The organism is Phytohabitans flavus, from assembly GCF_011764545.1.
Lineage (GTDB): Bacteria > Actinomycetota > Actinomycetes > Mycobacteriales > Micromonosporaceae > Phytohabitans > Phytohabitans flavus.
Window position 1 is genome coordinate 4,922,656 of the sequence record NZ_AP022870.1, and the last position, 13,018, is coordinate 4,935,673.

At 70.3% G+C, this 13,018-nt stretch carries 15 protein-coding genes; 1 reads left to right on the forward strand and 14 read right to left on the reverse strand.

Annotated elements, in window-relative coordinates; all coding sequences use genetic code 11:
* Positions 1 to 15: 15 nt before the first annotated feature.
* The 13 genes from Pflav_RS21520 to Pflav_RS21580 all read right to left on the reverse strand — a co-directional run bounded on the left by Pflav_RS21520 (position 16) and on the right by Pflav_RS21580 (position 10,988).
* Positions 16 to 828 (reverse strand): IclR family transcriptional regulator, encoded by an 813-nt coding sequence (locus Pflav_RS21520; RefSeq protein WP_173037750.1) that lies wholly within the window; start codon positions 826 to 828, stop codon positions 16 to 18.
* An 89-nt stretch (positions 829 to 917) separates the two neighbouring features.
* Positions 918 to 1,847, reverse strand: coding sequence for an SMP-30/gluconolactonase/LRE family protein (locus tag Pflav_RS21525; protein WP_173037751.1), 930 nt, complete (start codon positions 1,845 to 1,847; stop codon positions 918 to 920).
* Complete coding sequence (locus Pflav_RS21530) at positions 1,837 to 2,139, reverse strand: antibiotic biosynthesis monooxygenase (protein ID WP_173037752.1); 303 nt, start codon at positions 2,137 to 2,139, stop codon at positions 1,837 to 1,839. The genes Pflav_RS21525 and Pflav_RS21530 overlap by 11 nt, the downstream gene beginning before the upstream one ends.
* Positions 2,140 to 2,215: 76 nt before the next feature.
* A complete protein-coding gene (locus Pflav_RS21535; RefSeq protein WP_173037753.1) occupies positions 2,216 to 3,112 on the reverse strand; it encodes a ThuA domain-containing protein in 897 nt (298 codons plus the stop codon).
* A gap of 52 nt (positions 3,113 to 3,164) precedes the next feature.
* On the reverse strand, positions 3,165 to 4,130 hold the full coding sequence (locus Pflav_RS21540; RefSeq protein WP_173037754.1) for an ABC transporter permease: 966 nt from the start codon (positions 4,128 to 4,130) through the stop codon (positions 3,165 to 3,167).
* Positions 4,127 to 5,086 carry an ABC transporter permease gene (locus Pflav_RS21545; protein WP_173037755.1) on the reverse strand — a complete coding sequence of 320 codons (960 nt, stop codon included), beginning with the start codon at positions 5,084 to 5,086 and terminating at the stop codon, positions 4,127 to 4,129. The genes Pflav_RS21540 and Pflav_RS21545 overlap by 4 nt, the downstream gene beginning before the upstream one ends.
* 7 nt (positions 5,087 to 5,093) lie before the next feature.
* Complete coding sequence (locus Pflav_RS21550; protein ID WP_173037756.1) at positions 5,094 to 6,209, reverse strand: ATP-binding cassette domain-containing protein; 1,116 nt, start codon at positions 6,207 to 6,209, stop codon at positions 5,094 to 5,096.
* Positions 6,209 to 6,616, reverse strand: a complete 408-nt coding sequence (locus Pflav_RS21555; protein ID WP_173037757.1) for an ATP-binding cassette domain-containing protein — start codon at positions 6,614 to 6,616, stop codon at positions 6,209 to 6,211. Before Pflav_RS21555 ends, Pflav_RS21550 begins: the two co-directional genes overlap by 1 nt.
* Positions 6,617 to 6,649: 33 nt before the next feature.
* A complete protein-coding gene (locus tag Pflav_RS21560; RefSeq protein WP_173037758.1) occupies positions 6,650 to 7,762 on the reverse strand; it encodes a substrate-binding domain-containing protein in 1,113 nt (370 codons plus the stop codon).
* A gap of 1,067 nt (positions 7,763 to 8,829) precedes the next feature.
* On the reverse strand, positions 8,830 to 9,141 hold the full coding sequence (locus tag Pflav_RS21565) for a hypothetical protein (protein WP_173037759.1): 312 nt from the start codon (positions 9,139 to 9,141) through the stop codon (positions 8,830 to 8,832).
* Positions 9,138 to 9,359: a hypothetical protein gene (locus Pflav_RS21570; protein ID WP_173037760.1), complete on the reverse strand. Its 222-nt coding sequence runs from the start codon at positions 9,357 to 9,359 to the stop codon at positions 9,138 to 9,140. Before Pflav_RS21570 ends, Pflav_RS21565 begins: the two co-directional genes overlap by 4 nt.
* Complete coding sequence (locus tag Pflav_RS21575; protein ID WP_197938686.1) at positions 9,356 to 9,964, reverse strand: phage holin family protein; 609 nt, start codon at positions 9,962 to 9,964, stop codon at positions 9,356 to 9,358. Before Pflav_RS21575 ends, Pflav_RS21570 begins: the two co-directional genes overlap by 4 nt.
* Positions 9,900 to 10,988 carry a LysR family transcriptional regulator gene (locus Pflav_RS21580; protein ID WP_197938687.1) on the reverse strand — a complete coding sequence of 363 codons (1,089 nt, stop codon included), beginning with the start codon at positions 10,986 to 10,988 and terminating at the stop codon, positions 9,900 to 9,902. The genes Pflav_RS21575 and Pflav_RS21580 overlap by 65 nt, the downstream gene beginning before the upstream one ends.
* 122 nt (positions 10,989 to 11,110) lie before the next feature.
* Between Pflav_RS21580 and Pflav_RS21585 the strand changes: the two genes are divergently transcribed.
* Positions 11,111 to 12,331, forward strand: coding sequence for an MFS transporter (locus Pflav_RS21585; RefSeq protein WP_232071717.1), 1,221 nt, complete (start codon positions 11,111 to 11,113; stop codon positions 12,329 to 12,331).
* Here Pflav_RS21585 and Pflav_RS21590 read toward each other — a convergent pair.
* Positions 12,285 to 12,995: a siderophore-interacting protein gene (locus Pflav_RS21590; RefSeq protein ID WP_173037762.1), complete on the reverse strand. Its 711-nt coding sequence runs from the start codon at positions 12,993 to 12,995 to the stop codon at positions 12,285 to 12,287. The genes Pflav_RS21585 and Pflav_RS21590 overlap by 47 nt on opposite strands.
* Between the last annotated feature and the right edge of the window lie 23 nt (positions 12,996 to 13,018).

Consider the following 13,018-nt stretch of genomic DNA (forward strand, 5'->3'; position numbering starts at 1 on the left):
ACGGTCAGCGCCAGGTCAGCTCGGAGCCGACCGCGAGGCCCACCCGGTGGGCGAGCTCCTTGGCCTGGCTGGCGAGCGCGGCCACCCGCTCGGGGTGGCCTCGGCCTTGTTGATGGTGACGCTGATCGCGGCCGGGCCCTTGATGCCCGTCGCCGGGCTCGGGCGGAAGGCCGCCGCGACGCAGACGGTACCGGTCACGGTTTCCTCGTCGTCGATGCCGTAGCCGAGCGAGCGGGTCTGCTCGAGCCGATTGTGCAGCTCCTCGACCGTCGAGATCGAGCGCTGGGTCATCGTCTCGAGCTGGCCGGACGCCGGGAGGCGGCTGGCGAGCTCCTTGGGCCGCAGCAGCGCCAGCATCGACATGCCGGTCGCGGTGCAGTTGGCCGGCAGGTGGCCGCCGATCTCCGAGGCCAGCCGCAGCGGCCGCTCGCCAAGCTGGCGGGCCACGTAGATGACGTCGAGGCCGGAGCCGAGCAGCGCGAGCTGGCACATCTCCCCGCTCAGCTCCTCGTACTCGTTCGCGGCGACCTGGAACTCGCTGGCCAGGTCGACACTGCCCAGATAGCGGGCGCCGAGCTCGAGGAGGCCGCTGCCGAGCACGAACCCGCCGCTGCGCCGGCGGACGAGCCCGGTCTCGACCAGAGCGCTGCACAGGTTGAGGGCGGACGACTTGGGAATGTCCAGCTTGCGGGCGAGATCGCTGATGCCCATGGGGATCGAGCCGCTCGCCGCGAGCAGGTGGAGCAACGCGACAGCACGGGTCACCGCCGGCGCACGGGAGGTCGCGCCGTCGACCGCGGCCGGTAGAGCGCTAAGGCTGTGCGTCACCGAATTGATCCATTCTCCTGATCGTTCGCCGTCGGCGGAGAGCCGCGACATGTCCCGTCGGGACGAGAAAACCGGAATAATCGATGGTACTAGCCCGGCGATGGCATCGACGCCTCCTCCCCTACCGGGCCGGGCACAGGATTTCCCGCGACAAGCGTCGGCACCCGATACAGCGACGTCGACGCGCAGATGTAAAGGTCCCTGCGATCCGGCCCGCCCCAGGTCAGGTTGCCGACCACCTCGGGCACGGCCAGCACGCCGAGGCGGGCACCGTCGGGCGCGTAGACCCAGATGCCGCCGGGGCCGGTCACCCACACGTTGCCGCGCTCGTCGGTTTTCATCCCATCGGGCACCCCGGTGGTCGACTCGGCGGAGCCGATCCCTTCGGCGAACAGCCGACCGCCGGCGAGGCTGCCGTCGGGCGCGACGTCGAAGGCCTTGATGTGGCAGCGGCCGGTGTCGTTGACGTAGAGGATCCGCTCGCCAGGCGCGAAGCACAGCCCGTTGGGGAGGTCGAACTCGTCCTTCGCCGCGGCCAGCGACTGCGTGCCGTTGGGCGCGATCCGGTAGACGCCCTGGAAGGGCAGCGACTTCTCGCGGGGTACGCCGAAGCCCTCGACCCGGCCGTACCAGGGATCGCTGAAGTAGACGCTGCCGTCCGAGCGCACCACCACGTCGTTCGGGCTCTGTAGCTCGGCGCCGTCGTGGTGGCTGGCGAGCACGTCCACGCCGCCGTCGGGCCGCTCCCGGACCAGCCGGCTTGTCGCGTGCTCGCAGACGAGCAGGTTGCCCGCCGCGTCGTACGCCATGCCGTTGCACTTGTTGGCCGGCCGCCGGACCTCCTCGACCCCGCTCGCGGCGCTCCACCGCCGGCGCACGTCGCCCGGCATGTCGCTGAACAGCAGCGTGGCCGACGGTGCGTGCCACACCGGACCCTCGGTGAACATGAAGCCGGTGGCGAGGCGCTCCACGGTCGCACCCGCCGCGAGCAGCCCGGCCGAGACGAGGTCAGCGCTCATCGGAACCTCCACTGGGCACGAACAGCACCGGCTCGAACCCGTCGAGATGGGCCGCGATCGCCGGCCAGACCTTCTGGTGCAGGTCGGTGTCGACCCAGGCCAGCCGCTGCTCCTCGGTCGCGAACCGGATGACCAGCCGCCACCGGCCGGCGCCGACCGGCGCGAGCAGCTCGCTCGCCACGAACCCGGGCTGCGCCGAGACGGCTGGATAGAACTCGGCCGCGTACACGCCGCGCAGCTCCGCGTCGTGCCCTTCGGTGACGTCGAGCTCGACATGCAGCACTGAAGTCACGTTCTCCGCCTTTCCGCTGCGGTGGACGGGGCGTGCGCGCGACCCGCGCGCACGCCGACCGTCCTACATGGAGTGTCTAGTGGGTGAGCCAGTTCATCGTGTTGCGCCAGATCAGCAGGTTGTCCGGCTTCCAAAGGGCGTCGAGGTTGTGGCCGATGGTGTGGTGGACGACCTTGCCCCGGCCGAAGGTGTGTGCCCAGGTCGTCGCCGACGTCGCCGGCTTGAGGCCGCTGTTGGTGGTGTACGGCAGCCCGTCGATGTTGATGCCCTCGGTGAGCAGGGTGGAACCGCCGTCGTAGAGCGGGAAGTGCTGCTCGTCGGTTACCCCGAACGCCTTGACGCCCTGGGTCACGGGGTGGTTGCCGTTGATGACCCTGACCTGGAACGGACGCTCGGTCGGGTGCCCGTCGTAGGCGCCCTTCACGACGTCGCGGAAGTTCGTCGACTTGAGCGAGATGTGTCCGCTGTTGTGCGCGGCGAACAGGCTGCCGCCCTTCTCGACGTAGGACTTCACCGCCTCGCCGAAGCCCTCGGTGACCCAGGTCTCCTGCGGTCCGTTGGGCGGCGCCACCATCTGCCCGGTGATGTTCGGGTACGCGTCCGGACCCACGTAGCCGCCGGGAATGATGATGCCGTCACGGAAGACGAGGAAGACCTTGTAGCCGTCCAGCATCGCGGCGGTGTCCTTCTTGGACCCGAACCACTCCCAGTTCGCGGTGTAGTCGAACTTCACGTTCGTGTCGCCGAAGAACTTGATGAGGTGGGTCCGGATGTAGTCCAGGTTGTGGTAGCGGTCGCCGATCAGGGCGAGCACCGTCGCGCCGGGGGTCTTTCTACCGGGGACGGCGGCGTGGGCGTGCGCGGCGCCCGGCACCACGGCCGAGCCGACCGCGACGCCGCCGAGCACGCTGGCCGTACGGATGACGTTGCGGCGAGAGAGGGACGTGGACTTCTCGGTTGCTTCTTCGGACACTGTCTTTCCTTTCAGAGGAGTTCCAGGCCGTCCCGAGGGAGGACGGCCAAGGTCATCCGCGTCGCGGGCCGCGACCGACGGTCGTGCCTTCGGACCGGGGGTTCGCGGCGGCGAGGACGGCGATAATGAGCAGGCCCTCGACGATGAACTGCCATGCGGTGCTCACGTGCAGGACGTTGAGCATCGTGACGAGCAGGGTGAGGAAGAGCGCGGCGCCCCAGATGCCGGAGACGTTGGAGACGCCACCGGAGATGAGCGATCCGCCGAGGACCACGACGATGATGGAGCCGAGCTGGTAGGTGGTGGCGAGGTCGACGGCGGCGCCGCCCGCGTAGCTCGCGAGCAGCACGCCGGCCACTCCGGCCGAGCCGCCACTGATCAGGTAGGTGCTGCCGCCGACCCGCCCGGTGCGGATGCCGGCCAGGACGGCGGCGGGCTCGCTCTGGCCGGTCGCCTGTAGGCGCCGGCCGTATGCGGTGCGGTGCAGCACGACCGCCGCGAGCCCGGCGACCGCGACGCCCACAAGGACGATCCACGGGATGCCGAGCACGCGGGCGCTGGTGAAGCCCGCCAGCCCCGGGGACGGGGCGAACGAACCCTGGTGCGCGAGCACCTGGGAGCCGGAGAGGAGCACGAACCCGACCGAGAGCGTCGCGACGATCGGCGGGATCCGCAGGAGCCTGATCGACAGCGCGTTGACGAGCCCGACGACCAGGCCGCAGGCCGCGGCGACGAGCAGGCCGGGCACCAGCAGCGCGTTGTCGCCGCCCATGACGCGCAGGCCGACGAAGCCGCAGAACGTCATCACGTAGGCGATCGAGAGGTCGATGTTGCCGCTGCCCGAGGTGATGACGAACATCTGGCCGACGCCGACGATCGCCAGGTACGCGGCCACGGTCGCCGCGGCGATCACGGTGCTGACCAACCCGCGCCCGGCGGCGCTGACGGTCACGACCCAAACGACGACGGCGGCCGCGTACACCCAGATCCAGCGCTGTCCCGACAGTTTGACGATCATGCCGGCCGCCGCGAGGAGAGGGCGCGCACCGCGACCACGAGGAAGAGCACGAGGCCCTGGGCCCCGACCTGGTAGTCGGAGGAGACGTCGAGGAACGCGAGCAGCGAGGTGACCAGCGTCAGGCTGACCGCGCCGAGCACCGCACCGACCGGCGCGATCCGGCCGCCGCCGAAGCTGGCCCCGCCGAGCACGACCGCCGCGATGCTGAGCAGCGTGTACCCGGACGAGGCGTTGACGTCGCCGGAGGTGGTGTTCGCGGTGACCGCGAGCCCGCTCAGCACGACACAGAAGCCGGCGAGCGCGTAGACGGCGAGCTGCGTGACGATCAGCGGGCGCCCGGAATGGCGGATCGCGTCCTGGCTCACGCCGCTCCCCCGGGCGATCAACCCGAACCGCGAGCGCATGAAGACGAAGTAGGCGACGGCCGCGCTGATCGCCGCGATCACGACCGGCAGCGGGACGACGACCGGCCGCAGCGCGAACAGGTCGGTCAGCCAGGCCGGCGCGATGCCGCCAGGGATCGGCAGCAACAGCAGGCCGAGGCCGAGCCAGACGAACGAGGCGCCCAGCGTAGCGATGATCGACGACACCTGGCGGGCGTGCACGACCAGGCCGAGCAGCACGTAGCCGGCGACGATGCCGAGCAGCGCAAGGACGCCGAGCGGCGGGTTGTCCGTGAGCCAGGTCGCGCAGACCACGTTGGCGAGCCCGACCGCCGCGCCGACGCCGAGGTCGATGTCGCCGAGCGTGGCCAGGCACAGCTGGGCCAGCGCGGCGAAGATGAGGCCCGTCGAGCCGGACAGGATGAGCGTGAGACCCCGGTACGTGGAGGCGTTCGGTTCGAGCGCCAGCACCACGGCCAGCAGGGCGACGAGCGAGCCGACCGGGAGCGCGGCCTGCGACGCGCGGCCCCAGGGCACCACGCCGAGCCGGGCGGGCAAGGTAGGCGCGGTCATCGGTCCCTCACCGCACTTCCTGGAACGACGCCGCCACGACCCGCTCCTCGCTGAACTCGGCCCGGTCGACCTCGTCGACGATCCGGCCGTCCCGCAGCACGTAGCACCGGTCGCATTCGGACAGCTCCTCGTTCTCGGTCGAGTACCAGAGGAACGACCGCCCGTTCGCGGCCTCCTCGCGGATGATCTGGTAAATCCGCGCCTTGGTGCCGAGGTCGACACCGCGGGTCGGATCGTCGAGCAGGATCACGTCGGCGCGGGTCGCCAGCGAGCGGGCGAAGAGCGCCTTCTGCTGGTTGCCGCCGCTCAGGTCGCCGATGGACGCGTCCGGCTGGCCGAGCAGCCCGAGTCGGTCGATCCACCCGGCGGCGAGCCGCCCCTCGGCCACCGTGGAGAGCAGGCCACGCGAGGTGAGCCGGCGCACCGACGAGACCGTGATGTTGCGGTTGACGGACCAGTGCGGGAAGACGCCCTCGACTCGCCGGTCGCCGGCCACATAGGCGACGTCGCCGCGCAGCGCGATCCGCGGGTTGCGGCGCCGGCCAGCCGCGAAGACAGCCCGCAGCAGGTCGCGCTGGCCGTGCCCCTCCAGCCCGGCGAGGCCGACGACCTCGCCGGGCCGGACGGTGATCGAGACATCGTGGAGCCGCGGGGTGGTGAATCCCGAGACTGCGACGCGGGCCTCCTGCCCCTTTACGGAGGCCGGCCGCACCGGCTCGCCGCGCTCGCCCGCCGTCGAGGGCGCCACCCGGGCTTCCCCCATCAGCTTCACGAGGCCGTCGCGGTCGATGTCCCGCGTGGCGCCGTCGAAGACGATCCCGCCGTCGCGCAGCACCACGATCCGGTCGGTCCGGGCCTGGATCTCGGCCAGCCGGTGGGACACCAGCAGGCAGGTCAGGCCCGTCCCGGCCGCGTCACGCAGATAGTCGAAGAGCTGTGCGGCCGTGACCGCGTCGAGGGCCGAGGTCGGCTCGTCGAGCATCAGCAGGCGCATCGGTGTACCGACGTCCGCGACCGCGACCGCGATCTCGACCATCTGCCGTTGCCCCAGGCTGAGGTCGCCCACCTGCGCGTTGACCGCGATCCCATGCCCGGGAAACACCCGGTCCAGCGCCGCCGTCATCAGAGCCCGGCAGTCCCGCCGCCAGCGCGGCCCGCGCCGCCCGGGTAGCGGATCACCAGGTTCTCGTAGACCCGCAGGTTGGCGCAGAGCGACAGCTCCTGGTGGACCACCCGGATGCCCAGCTCGGTCGCCCGCCGCGGAGAGAGCCCGCGACCGCCGGCGATCGGCTCCCCGGCGATCACGAGCGCGCCCTCGTCGGGATCGGTGATCCCCGCGATGATCCGCATGAGCGTGGACTTGCCGGCGCCGTTGTGCCCGATCAGGCCGATGACCTCACCGCTGGCGGCGGCGAACGTCGTGTCCACCAGGGCACGCGTCTCTCCGTACGTCTTGGCGACATGGTCGATCGAGATGACCTGTTCGGCGGTCGCGGGCATGTCGGACTGCTCCTCCGTCAGCGGCAACATCGGCGGGAAATCCTCGGCTGGGGAGCTAGGGAGCTAGCTGTAGACCCCGATGTAGCCCGGGTCTCCCGGCAGCGGTGAGTCCGGCACGGCCGTCTTGTTGTTGGCCGCCTCGACGAGCTTCTTCGCGTAGTCGAGGTTGTAGACCGGGGTCGCGACCCCCTCGGGCGGCGTGGCCTCGATCCACTTCTTCGCGTCGTCGAGCGTCAGGATGCTGATCAGCGGCCCGGGGATCGACTTGGGCATCTCGGTGCCTTGGGTGAGCAGGTAGGCGATCCAGAACGCGATCGACGAGATGCCGGGCGCCGACGAGGACGAGATCGTCTCGTAGCCGCTGGCCGACTGCTCCTGCCAGAACCGCAGCTCGTCGCCGCGGTTGCCCATAATGATCACGGGCAGCTTGCGGTTGGCGGCCTGGAAGGCGAGCGCGGCGCCGGTGCCGTCACCGCCCTGTGTCACGACGGCGTCGACCTGCGGGAGGCTGGGCAGGATGCCGGCGACGGCCTGCTGCGCGACCGACTTGGTCCAGTTTCCGTGCACTTCGCCGACGATCTTGATGTCCGGGTAGGCGGCGAACGCCTCCTGAATGCCCTTGTGGATGTCGTCGTCGACCGAGGTGCCCGCGATGCCCCGGATCTCGAGGATGTTGCCCTTGCCGTTCAGCTTCTTGGCCACCCACTCGGCTTCCTGCTTGCCGAGCGCGACGTAGTCGAACGCGACCTGGTAGGCGCAGGGCGAGGTGGTCACCGAGTCGTAGACGACGACCTTGATGCCCTGGTCACACGCCTTCTGGATGACGCCGTTGAGCGCGGTCGCGGAGGCCGCGTTGATGACGATCGCGTTCCAGTCCTGCACCAGCATGCTCTGGATCTGGGAGATCTGCGTGTTCGCGGTGTTGTCGGCGTTGACCACGGTGTTCTTGCCGACGAGTTGCTGCTTGGTGGCGTCGGCGACCGCGAGGTCCCACGCCTTGACCATCGTCTGCCGGTAGAAGTTGCCGTCGTAGGAGTTGCTCATGGCGATGTTCGGTGGACCCGAGGCGGCCGTATCGGTACCTCCGCCGTCGTCACCGGACTGGCAGGCGGCGACCGACCCGACGGCCAGCACCGCGACCAACCCCAGACATGTCTTACGCCAGTAGCGGCTCATATCGCCTCACAGACCGTTCGTTCCGAGCCGTTCAACATACTGAACGGTGGACAATATGCTGCGTCGTCACTCAGCGGGCTGTCAATAGGTTGCGAGATTGTTTCCGCCGTCCAACTGGTTGTCCGGAACAAAGGGTCAAAACCCAAGATCAACCCCATAAAGCCCAGGCAGCGGTACGGGCGCCGGCGCCCCGCCGCGACCTAGGTATTTATGGGCGTCGCACCGGCGGCGAAGCTCCACAGTGTCCGAACCGAGAGCCAGCGAGCCAGCATCATCAAGTGACGCGCCGCCCGATCCCGGACTCCGTCCACGATGGACTGATCATGGACAAACCGGGTTCGCTATGCCCCCGCGGGCACCGCGCAGGCCGGCGGCTCGCTGGCGCTCACCGAGATCCCCGGCCTCCGCTGCCGGGTCCGCGCTCCAAGCGCACCCCCGGGTTCCTCATCTCCGCGAGCTGTCGAGCTGGGCGCGTGGCCGCGCCCAGCCGCAGACCCACGACGGACGAGACCTTGATCAGTTGGTGGTCAGGTCGCCCGTGGCGAGAAAAGACGCACAGACGTTGCGCGATCTGCCGAGACCTCCACCCCATAAGCCCTATAGATCCAGAACTCCCCGGGAAGCCCGCGACGCGGACGGCGAAAATCGGGCCTGGATCGTGGGCGCTGACGCGCCCGGGCGACCACGGCAGCGGCCGAGTCTGGTCACGGGCCGGGTGAATGGACAGTGCCGGACCACCGGCGGGGTGCCCCGTCCCCCAGTCGGCCATGGCGGGCGCATCGGTGCGCCCAACTCCAGAGCCCGCCGGGGCCGGCCCCCCGATGCCCGCAGGCGGGGTCGGGTTGTGAAACAGCGGAGGGTGAGGCCGCGGGAGCGACGGTCCGGACCACGACGGACATCGCGGTAGCTCAATTTCTTAGAAGCCGCGGAAGACGCCGTCGGCGCTTGCCGATCGCATGAGCTCGACGTAGTCCATGTTTGCGAGCGACTCAGCCACGGATTCAGCTTTCCAGTTTCTCGGTTGCCGCGGGGATACCGACGCCGACCCGGTCTCACTCAAAGGCCGCTTAGTCGAGCCAGGCCAGCGCCCGCTCGATCTCCTGCCTGGCGCGGAGGTGGGAGTCGTAGCGCATTGGTTCCAGCTCGGCGGCGATGGCCTCAATCCGGGACCGCAGCTCGGCGAACGTGTCCTCGATGTCGCCGGTTTCGGCGGGGTGGCTGGCGGCGTAGGCGCGGGCCTTGCGCCGGTCCAGGGCGGAGGAGACCGCGTCGCGCGCCAGCCGGCCCAGAATCATCGTGCCGCCGAAGGTCAGCGCCAGCACCCACGGTTCGGCCGGGTGCGGCACGGCCAGCAGGATCCCCACGCAGGCGACGATCATCCCCCGAACATCAGGTAGCCCTCGGTCAGCTGCCGGCGCGAAGCATTCGCCGGCGGTAGGAGCTGATTCGCAGCCCCTTTGAGCCAATCGGCGGCGCTCTCCAGGCGGCAGATGGTGTGGTCGTGCACGGTGCCCGTCAAGTCCGCGTGCTGGCAGTACACGGCGGCGCGGGTCGCCAGCTCCGCGGTCGCGTAAAGCCGCGCGGCGATGGTGGTCACCGGTCGCGCTCCGCGGTCCTGAGCCAGCGCTCGACCGAGACGATTGCCTGGCAGACACACCGGTCGGCGAGGCTCGCGAAGTGCAGCCGGGTGTCGCGCTGGCACAGCAAGTCGAAGCCGGCGGCGGTCCGGGCCGCGGACCCCCACGGGTGCGCCGCGATGCGGCGGCGCATCACCACGGCCAGGGCCGACCGCGCGGCCACCAGAACGTGCAGGAGCTGCTCGCCTGGCACCGTGCTGGTCGGCGGCGACGCCGCGCGGGGTACGGGCGGACCGAGCCCGCGCCGGTTGACCAGGTCCCGCAGCGCGTCGGCCAGTCTGAACAGCGGCAACAACGACACGAGCGCGACCAGCACGGTCACCGCGATCGTCCACCCGGAGGGCAGGCCGACAAGGCCGCAGAGGGTGGCCGTGACCCACACGACCACGGCGAGCAGCAGCGCGTCGAGCCAGGGGCGGACCCACCGCGGGAACCCACCCGCGGCACGGATGGCCGCCCGGATCGAGTCGTCGATCCGGATCCGCGCGGACTGGATCGCGTCATGGTCCTGCCCCTCGCCGAGGTCGGCAACCCGCTGCGCGGCCTCGTCGAGAAACCTCCACACAACCACCAGATCCGCGTTGTCGCCACGACCCATAGGCCCAGAGTCGCAAACCGCCGCCCGTCGGCCTCTTCACCGCGACCTCAGCGGGCTGAACTCTGTGCCCACTTCGGCAGCCATACCTTCTCGTCGGGGTGTCCACCCGCCTGGAGCTGAGGTAGTCGCGAAGCTTGCCGAGTGCGGGATGCGGGTTGTCGTCGCGCCAGATCAGTGACATCGGGTAGACCGGTGCCGGGTCGCGCACCGGTATGCGCCGGAGGTCGTAGCTGTCCGGCCACAGGTATCGCGTGCGTTCGCCGGCCAAGGTCGCCAGCTCCGCGGAGTCGGCGATCTCGGCCAGCAGTGCCTCGTTTCCGAAGACCGGCCCGACCACGTCGATGGTGAGACCGAAAGCGGCGGCCAGCTCGTCGTAGTAGCTGGCCCACTCGGTACCGGCGGCCACGCCGGGCATCCAGATGCGATGCGCGGCGAGTTGCGCGGGCGTGACAGCGCGGGCGTTGGCGAGCGCATGGCGTGGCCCGACGAGGATCTCGTGGTGCTCGTCGATCACGCGGGCGGTCCTGATCGCGCCCGCCAGCTGGCGCGCGGGGACGGTGACGGCGTGGAAGGTGGCGTCGACCGTCCCCGCCTCGACCGCGGCGGTCGCGGCGTGGACGTCGGCATCGAGGGTCACGACATCCAGCTCGATCCGCGGATACTCACGGTGGAAGTCCTGGAGCAGCACCGCCGGCGCGATCCGTCGACTGTGGACGTCGACGCGGAGCGCGCGGCGACCCGGGCGCACGGAGGCGTCGGCGCGCGCCGCCACGCGGAGCAGCTCACGGGCGTGGGGCAGGAATGCCTGGCCGTCGACCGTGAGCTGGGAGCCACGTGCCGTGCGGGTGAACAGCCGTACCTCCAGATCCTTCTCCAGCGCGGCGATGCGCTTGGACACGGCCTGCTGGGTGATCGACAGCGCGGCCGCGGCGTCCTGGAACTGGCCGGCATCCGCGGCGGCGACGAAGGTGCGCACGGCGTCGAGATCCACGGACCAGACCTTACGCACACAACGATCGGTTGTGGCTCGCCGCCGTTTCGGTTGTTTGATCCGTTCTCTCTGCCCTTGCTTTGATCGCCGCGATCAACAGCGAGTTGTCTCGGGAGAGCGCAGTGGGCCGGCAGTTCAGATGGTTGTGGGCGGCGTACGCGGTGAGCGCCTACGGCTCCGGGCTGGGCTTCGGCGCGTTCCCGCTGATCGCCGTGCTGGTGTTGGATGCCAGCCCCGCTCAGGTGTCCGCACTGGCCGCGGTGGGCCCGGCGGTGGGCGCGCTGATCGCCTTGCCACTCGGGCCGTGGGTGGAGTTTCACCGCAAGCGGCCGGTGATGATCGCGATGGACCTGGCCCGGTTCGCGGTCTTGACGACGATCCCCATCGCGTACGCCGCCGGCCGCCTCGGTTTCGTGCAGTTGCTGGTCGTCTCGGCGGTTGTCGCCGCCACCAAGATCGCGTTCAACGCCGCCAGCGGCGCCTACCTCAAGGCCCTCGTCCGGCCGGACGACCTGCTCGTGGCCAACGCGCGCTTCGAGTCCACGACGTGGAGCTCCATCGCGGTCGGGCCGCCGCTGGGCGGGGCTGCGGTCGGGCTCTTCGGGCCGGTCGCCACCATCGTGGCCGACGCGCTGAGCTACCTGCTCTCCGCGCTGGGCATCACGGCGATACGCGGCCGGGAAGAACGCCCTCAGCGCACCGGCAAGCACCGGGTCCGGGCCGGCGAGCTGCTCGACGGCTGGCGGCACCTCCTGACCCATCCCGGCCTGCGGGCGCTCTACCTCAACCAGCTGCTCGTCAGCGGACTGATCATGGCTAGCGAGCCGCTGCTGGCCGTACTGCTGCTCGGCGAGCTCGGCTTCGCCCCTGGCAGTACGGCCTCGCCTTTGCCGCCCCTGCGTCGGCGGGCTCGTCGGCGCACGCCTGGCCCGCCGTGTCGTCGCCCGCTACGGCCAACACCGCGTCCTGCGTACCGCCGGCACGCTACGCGTGATCTGGCTGATCGGCCTCGCCTTCGTCCAGCCCGGGGTCGCCGGCCTCGCCACGGTGATCGCGGCCGAACTCGCGATCATCATCAGCATGAGCCTGTACAACCCTGTGCTCGCCACCTACCGGCTGGAACACACCCCAAAGACCGCATCGCCCGTACCCTGTCGGCCTGGTCGATCAGCAGCAGCGTCGCGATCGCCATCCTCAGCGCGCTCGGCGGAATCCTCGCCGAAGCCACCAGCCCACGCACGGCCCTCACGGTCGCGGGATTGTTCATCCTCACCAGCCCGCTGCTGCTACGAGGCGTTAGTCGAGGCCGACGCGGCCCTCAGCCCAATAGGCCTTCCCCTTGACCTGCCGGGGCACCCGCGGCCACCCCCGGCTGGCGCGCCGCACCGCGTGGACGGTCGCCGCGTCGCCGGTGACGACGAGGCTGCACGGCCCAGAGCCCGCGGCGTCGCGCGCCTGACGCAACAGCTCAGCACGATCCGCGGCCTTCGAGACCACCGCCACCTGGCCAGCGATCCCCAGACCGGCCAGCACCTCGGCCAGCCCGGCAGGATCGTCCGCCTCGAAGACGTGTGACACGTCCTCAGTCACCGCGCGCAGCGCGCAGGCGAGGGCCACGCTGGACTCGTCACCGACGAAGACCACGGGACCTGTAGCGTCGCGCAGGTCGATCGAACGGCGCGGCCCGAAGATCGCACAGTCGTCGCCGACCTCCACCCGCCGAAACCACTCCGCCGCCGGACCGTCGCCGTGCGTGAAGGCGACCAACTCCGTCACGCCCCGTCCGATGTCCCACCCCACCGGCGTGTAGGTGCGCATACGCAGCGTCCCGCGCTGCGGCCGGAGCTGAAGCTTCGCCCCCGGCACCCACACCGCCTTCCGGAACGCGTCGGCCGAGAGCTCCACCCGCACGAACTCCGGCGACAGGCGACTGACCTCGGTGACCCGGGCAGTATCCAGCAGCGCACCACCGGCCAAGTCAGCCAAGCGCGCGGTGAGCAAGCTCATCGACCCCTCCGATCGGCAGTTAG

Coding starts and splice junctions, on each gene's coding strand:
- Pflav_RS21525 (WP_173037751.1), bottom strand. CDS start 1,847: ATGAGCGCTGACCTCGTCTCGGCCGGGCTGCTCGCGGCGGGTGCGACC.
- Pflav_RS21540 (WP_173037754.1), bottom strand. CDS start 4,130: ATGATCGTCAAACTGTCGGGACAGCGCTGGATCTGGGTGTACGCGGCC.
- Pflav_RS21545 (WP_173037755.1), bottom strand. CDS start 5,086: ATGACCGCGCCTACCTTGCCCGCCCGGCTCGGCGTGGTGCCCTGGGGC.
- Pflav_RS21550 (WP_173037756.1), bottom strand. CDS start 6,209: ATGACGGCGGCGCTGGACCGGGTGTTTCCCGGGCATGGGATCGCGGTC.
- Pflav_RS21555 (WP_173037757.1), bottom strand. CDS start 6,616: ATGTTGCCGCTGACGGAGGAGCAGTCCGACATGCCCGCGACCGCCGAA.
- Pflav_RS21560 (WP_173037758.1), bottom strand. CDS start 7,762: ATGAGCCGCTACTGGCGTAAGACATGTCTGGGGTTGGTCGCGGTGCTG.
- Pflav_RS21565 (WP_173037759.1), bottom strand. CDS start 9,141: ATGATCGTCGCCTGCGTGGGGATCCTGCTGGCCGTGCCGCACCCGGCC.
- Pflav_RS21590 (WP_173037762.1), bottom strand. CDS start 12,995: ATGAGCTTGCTCACCGCGCGCTTGGCTGACTTGGCCGGTGGTGCGCTG.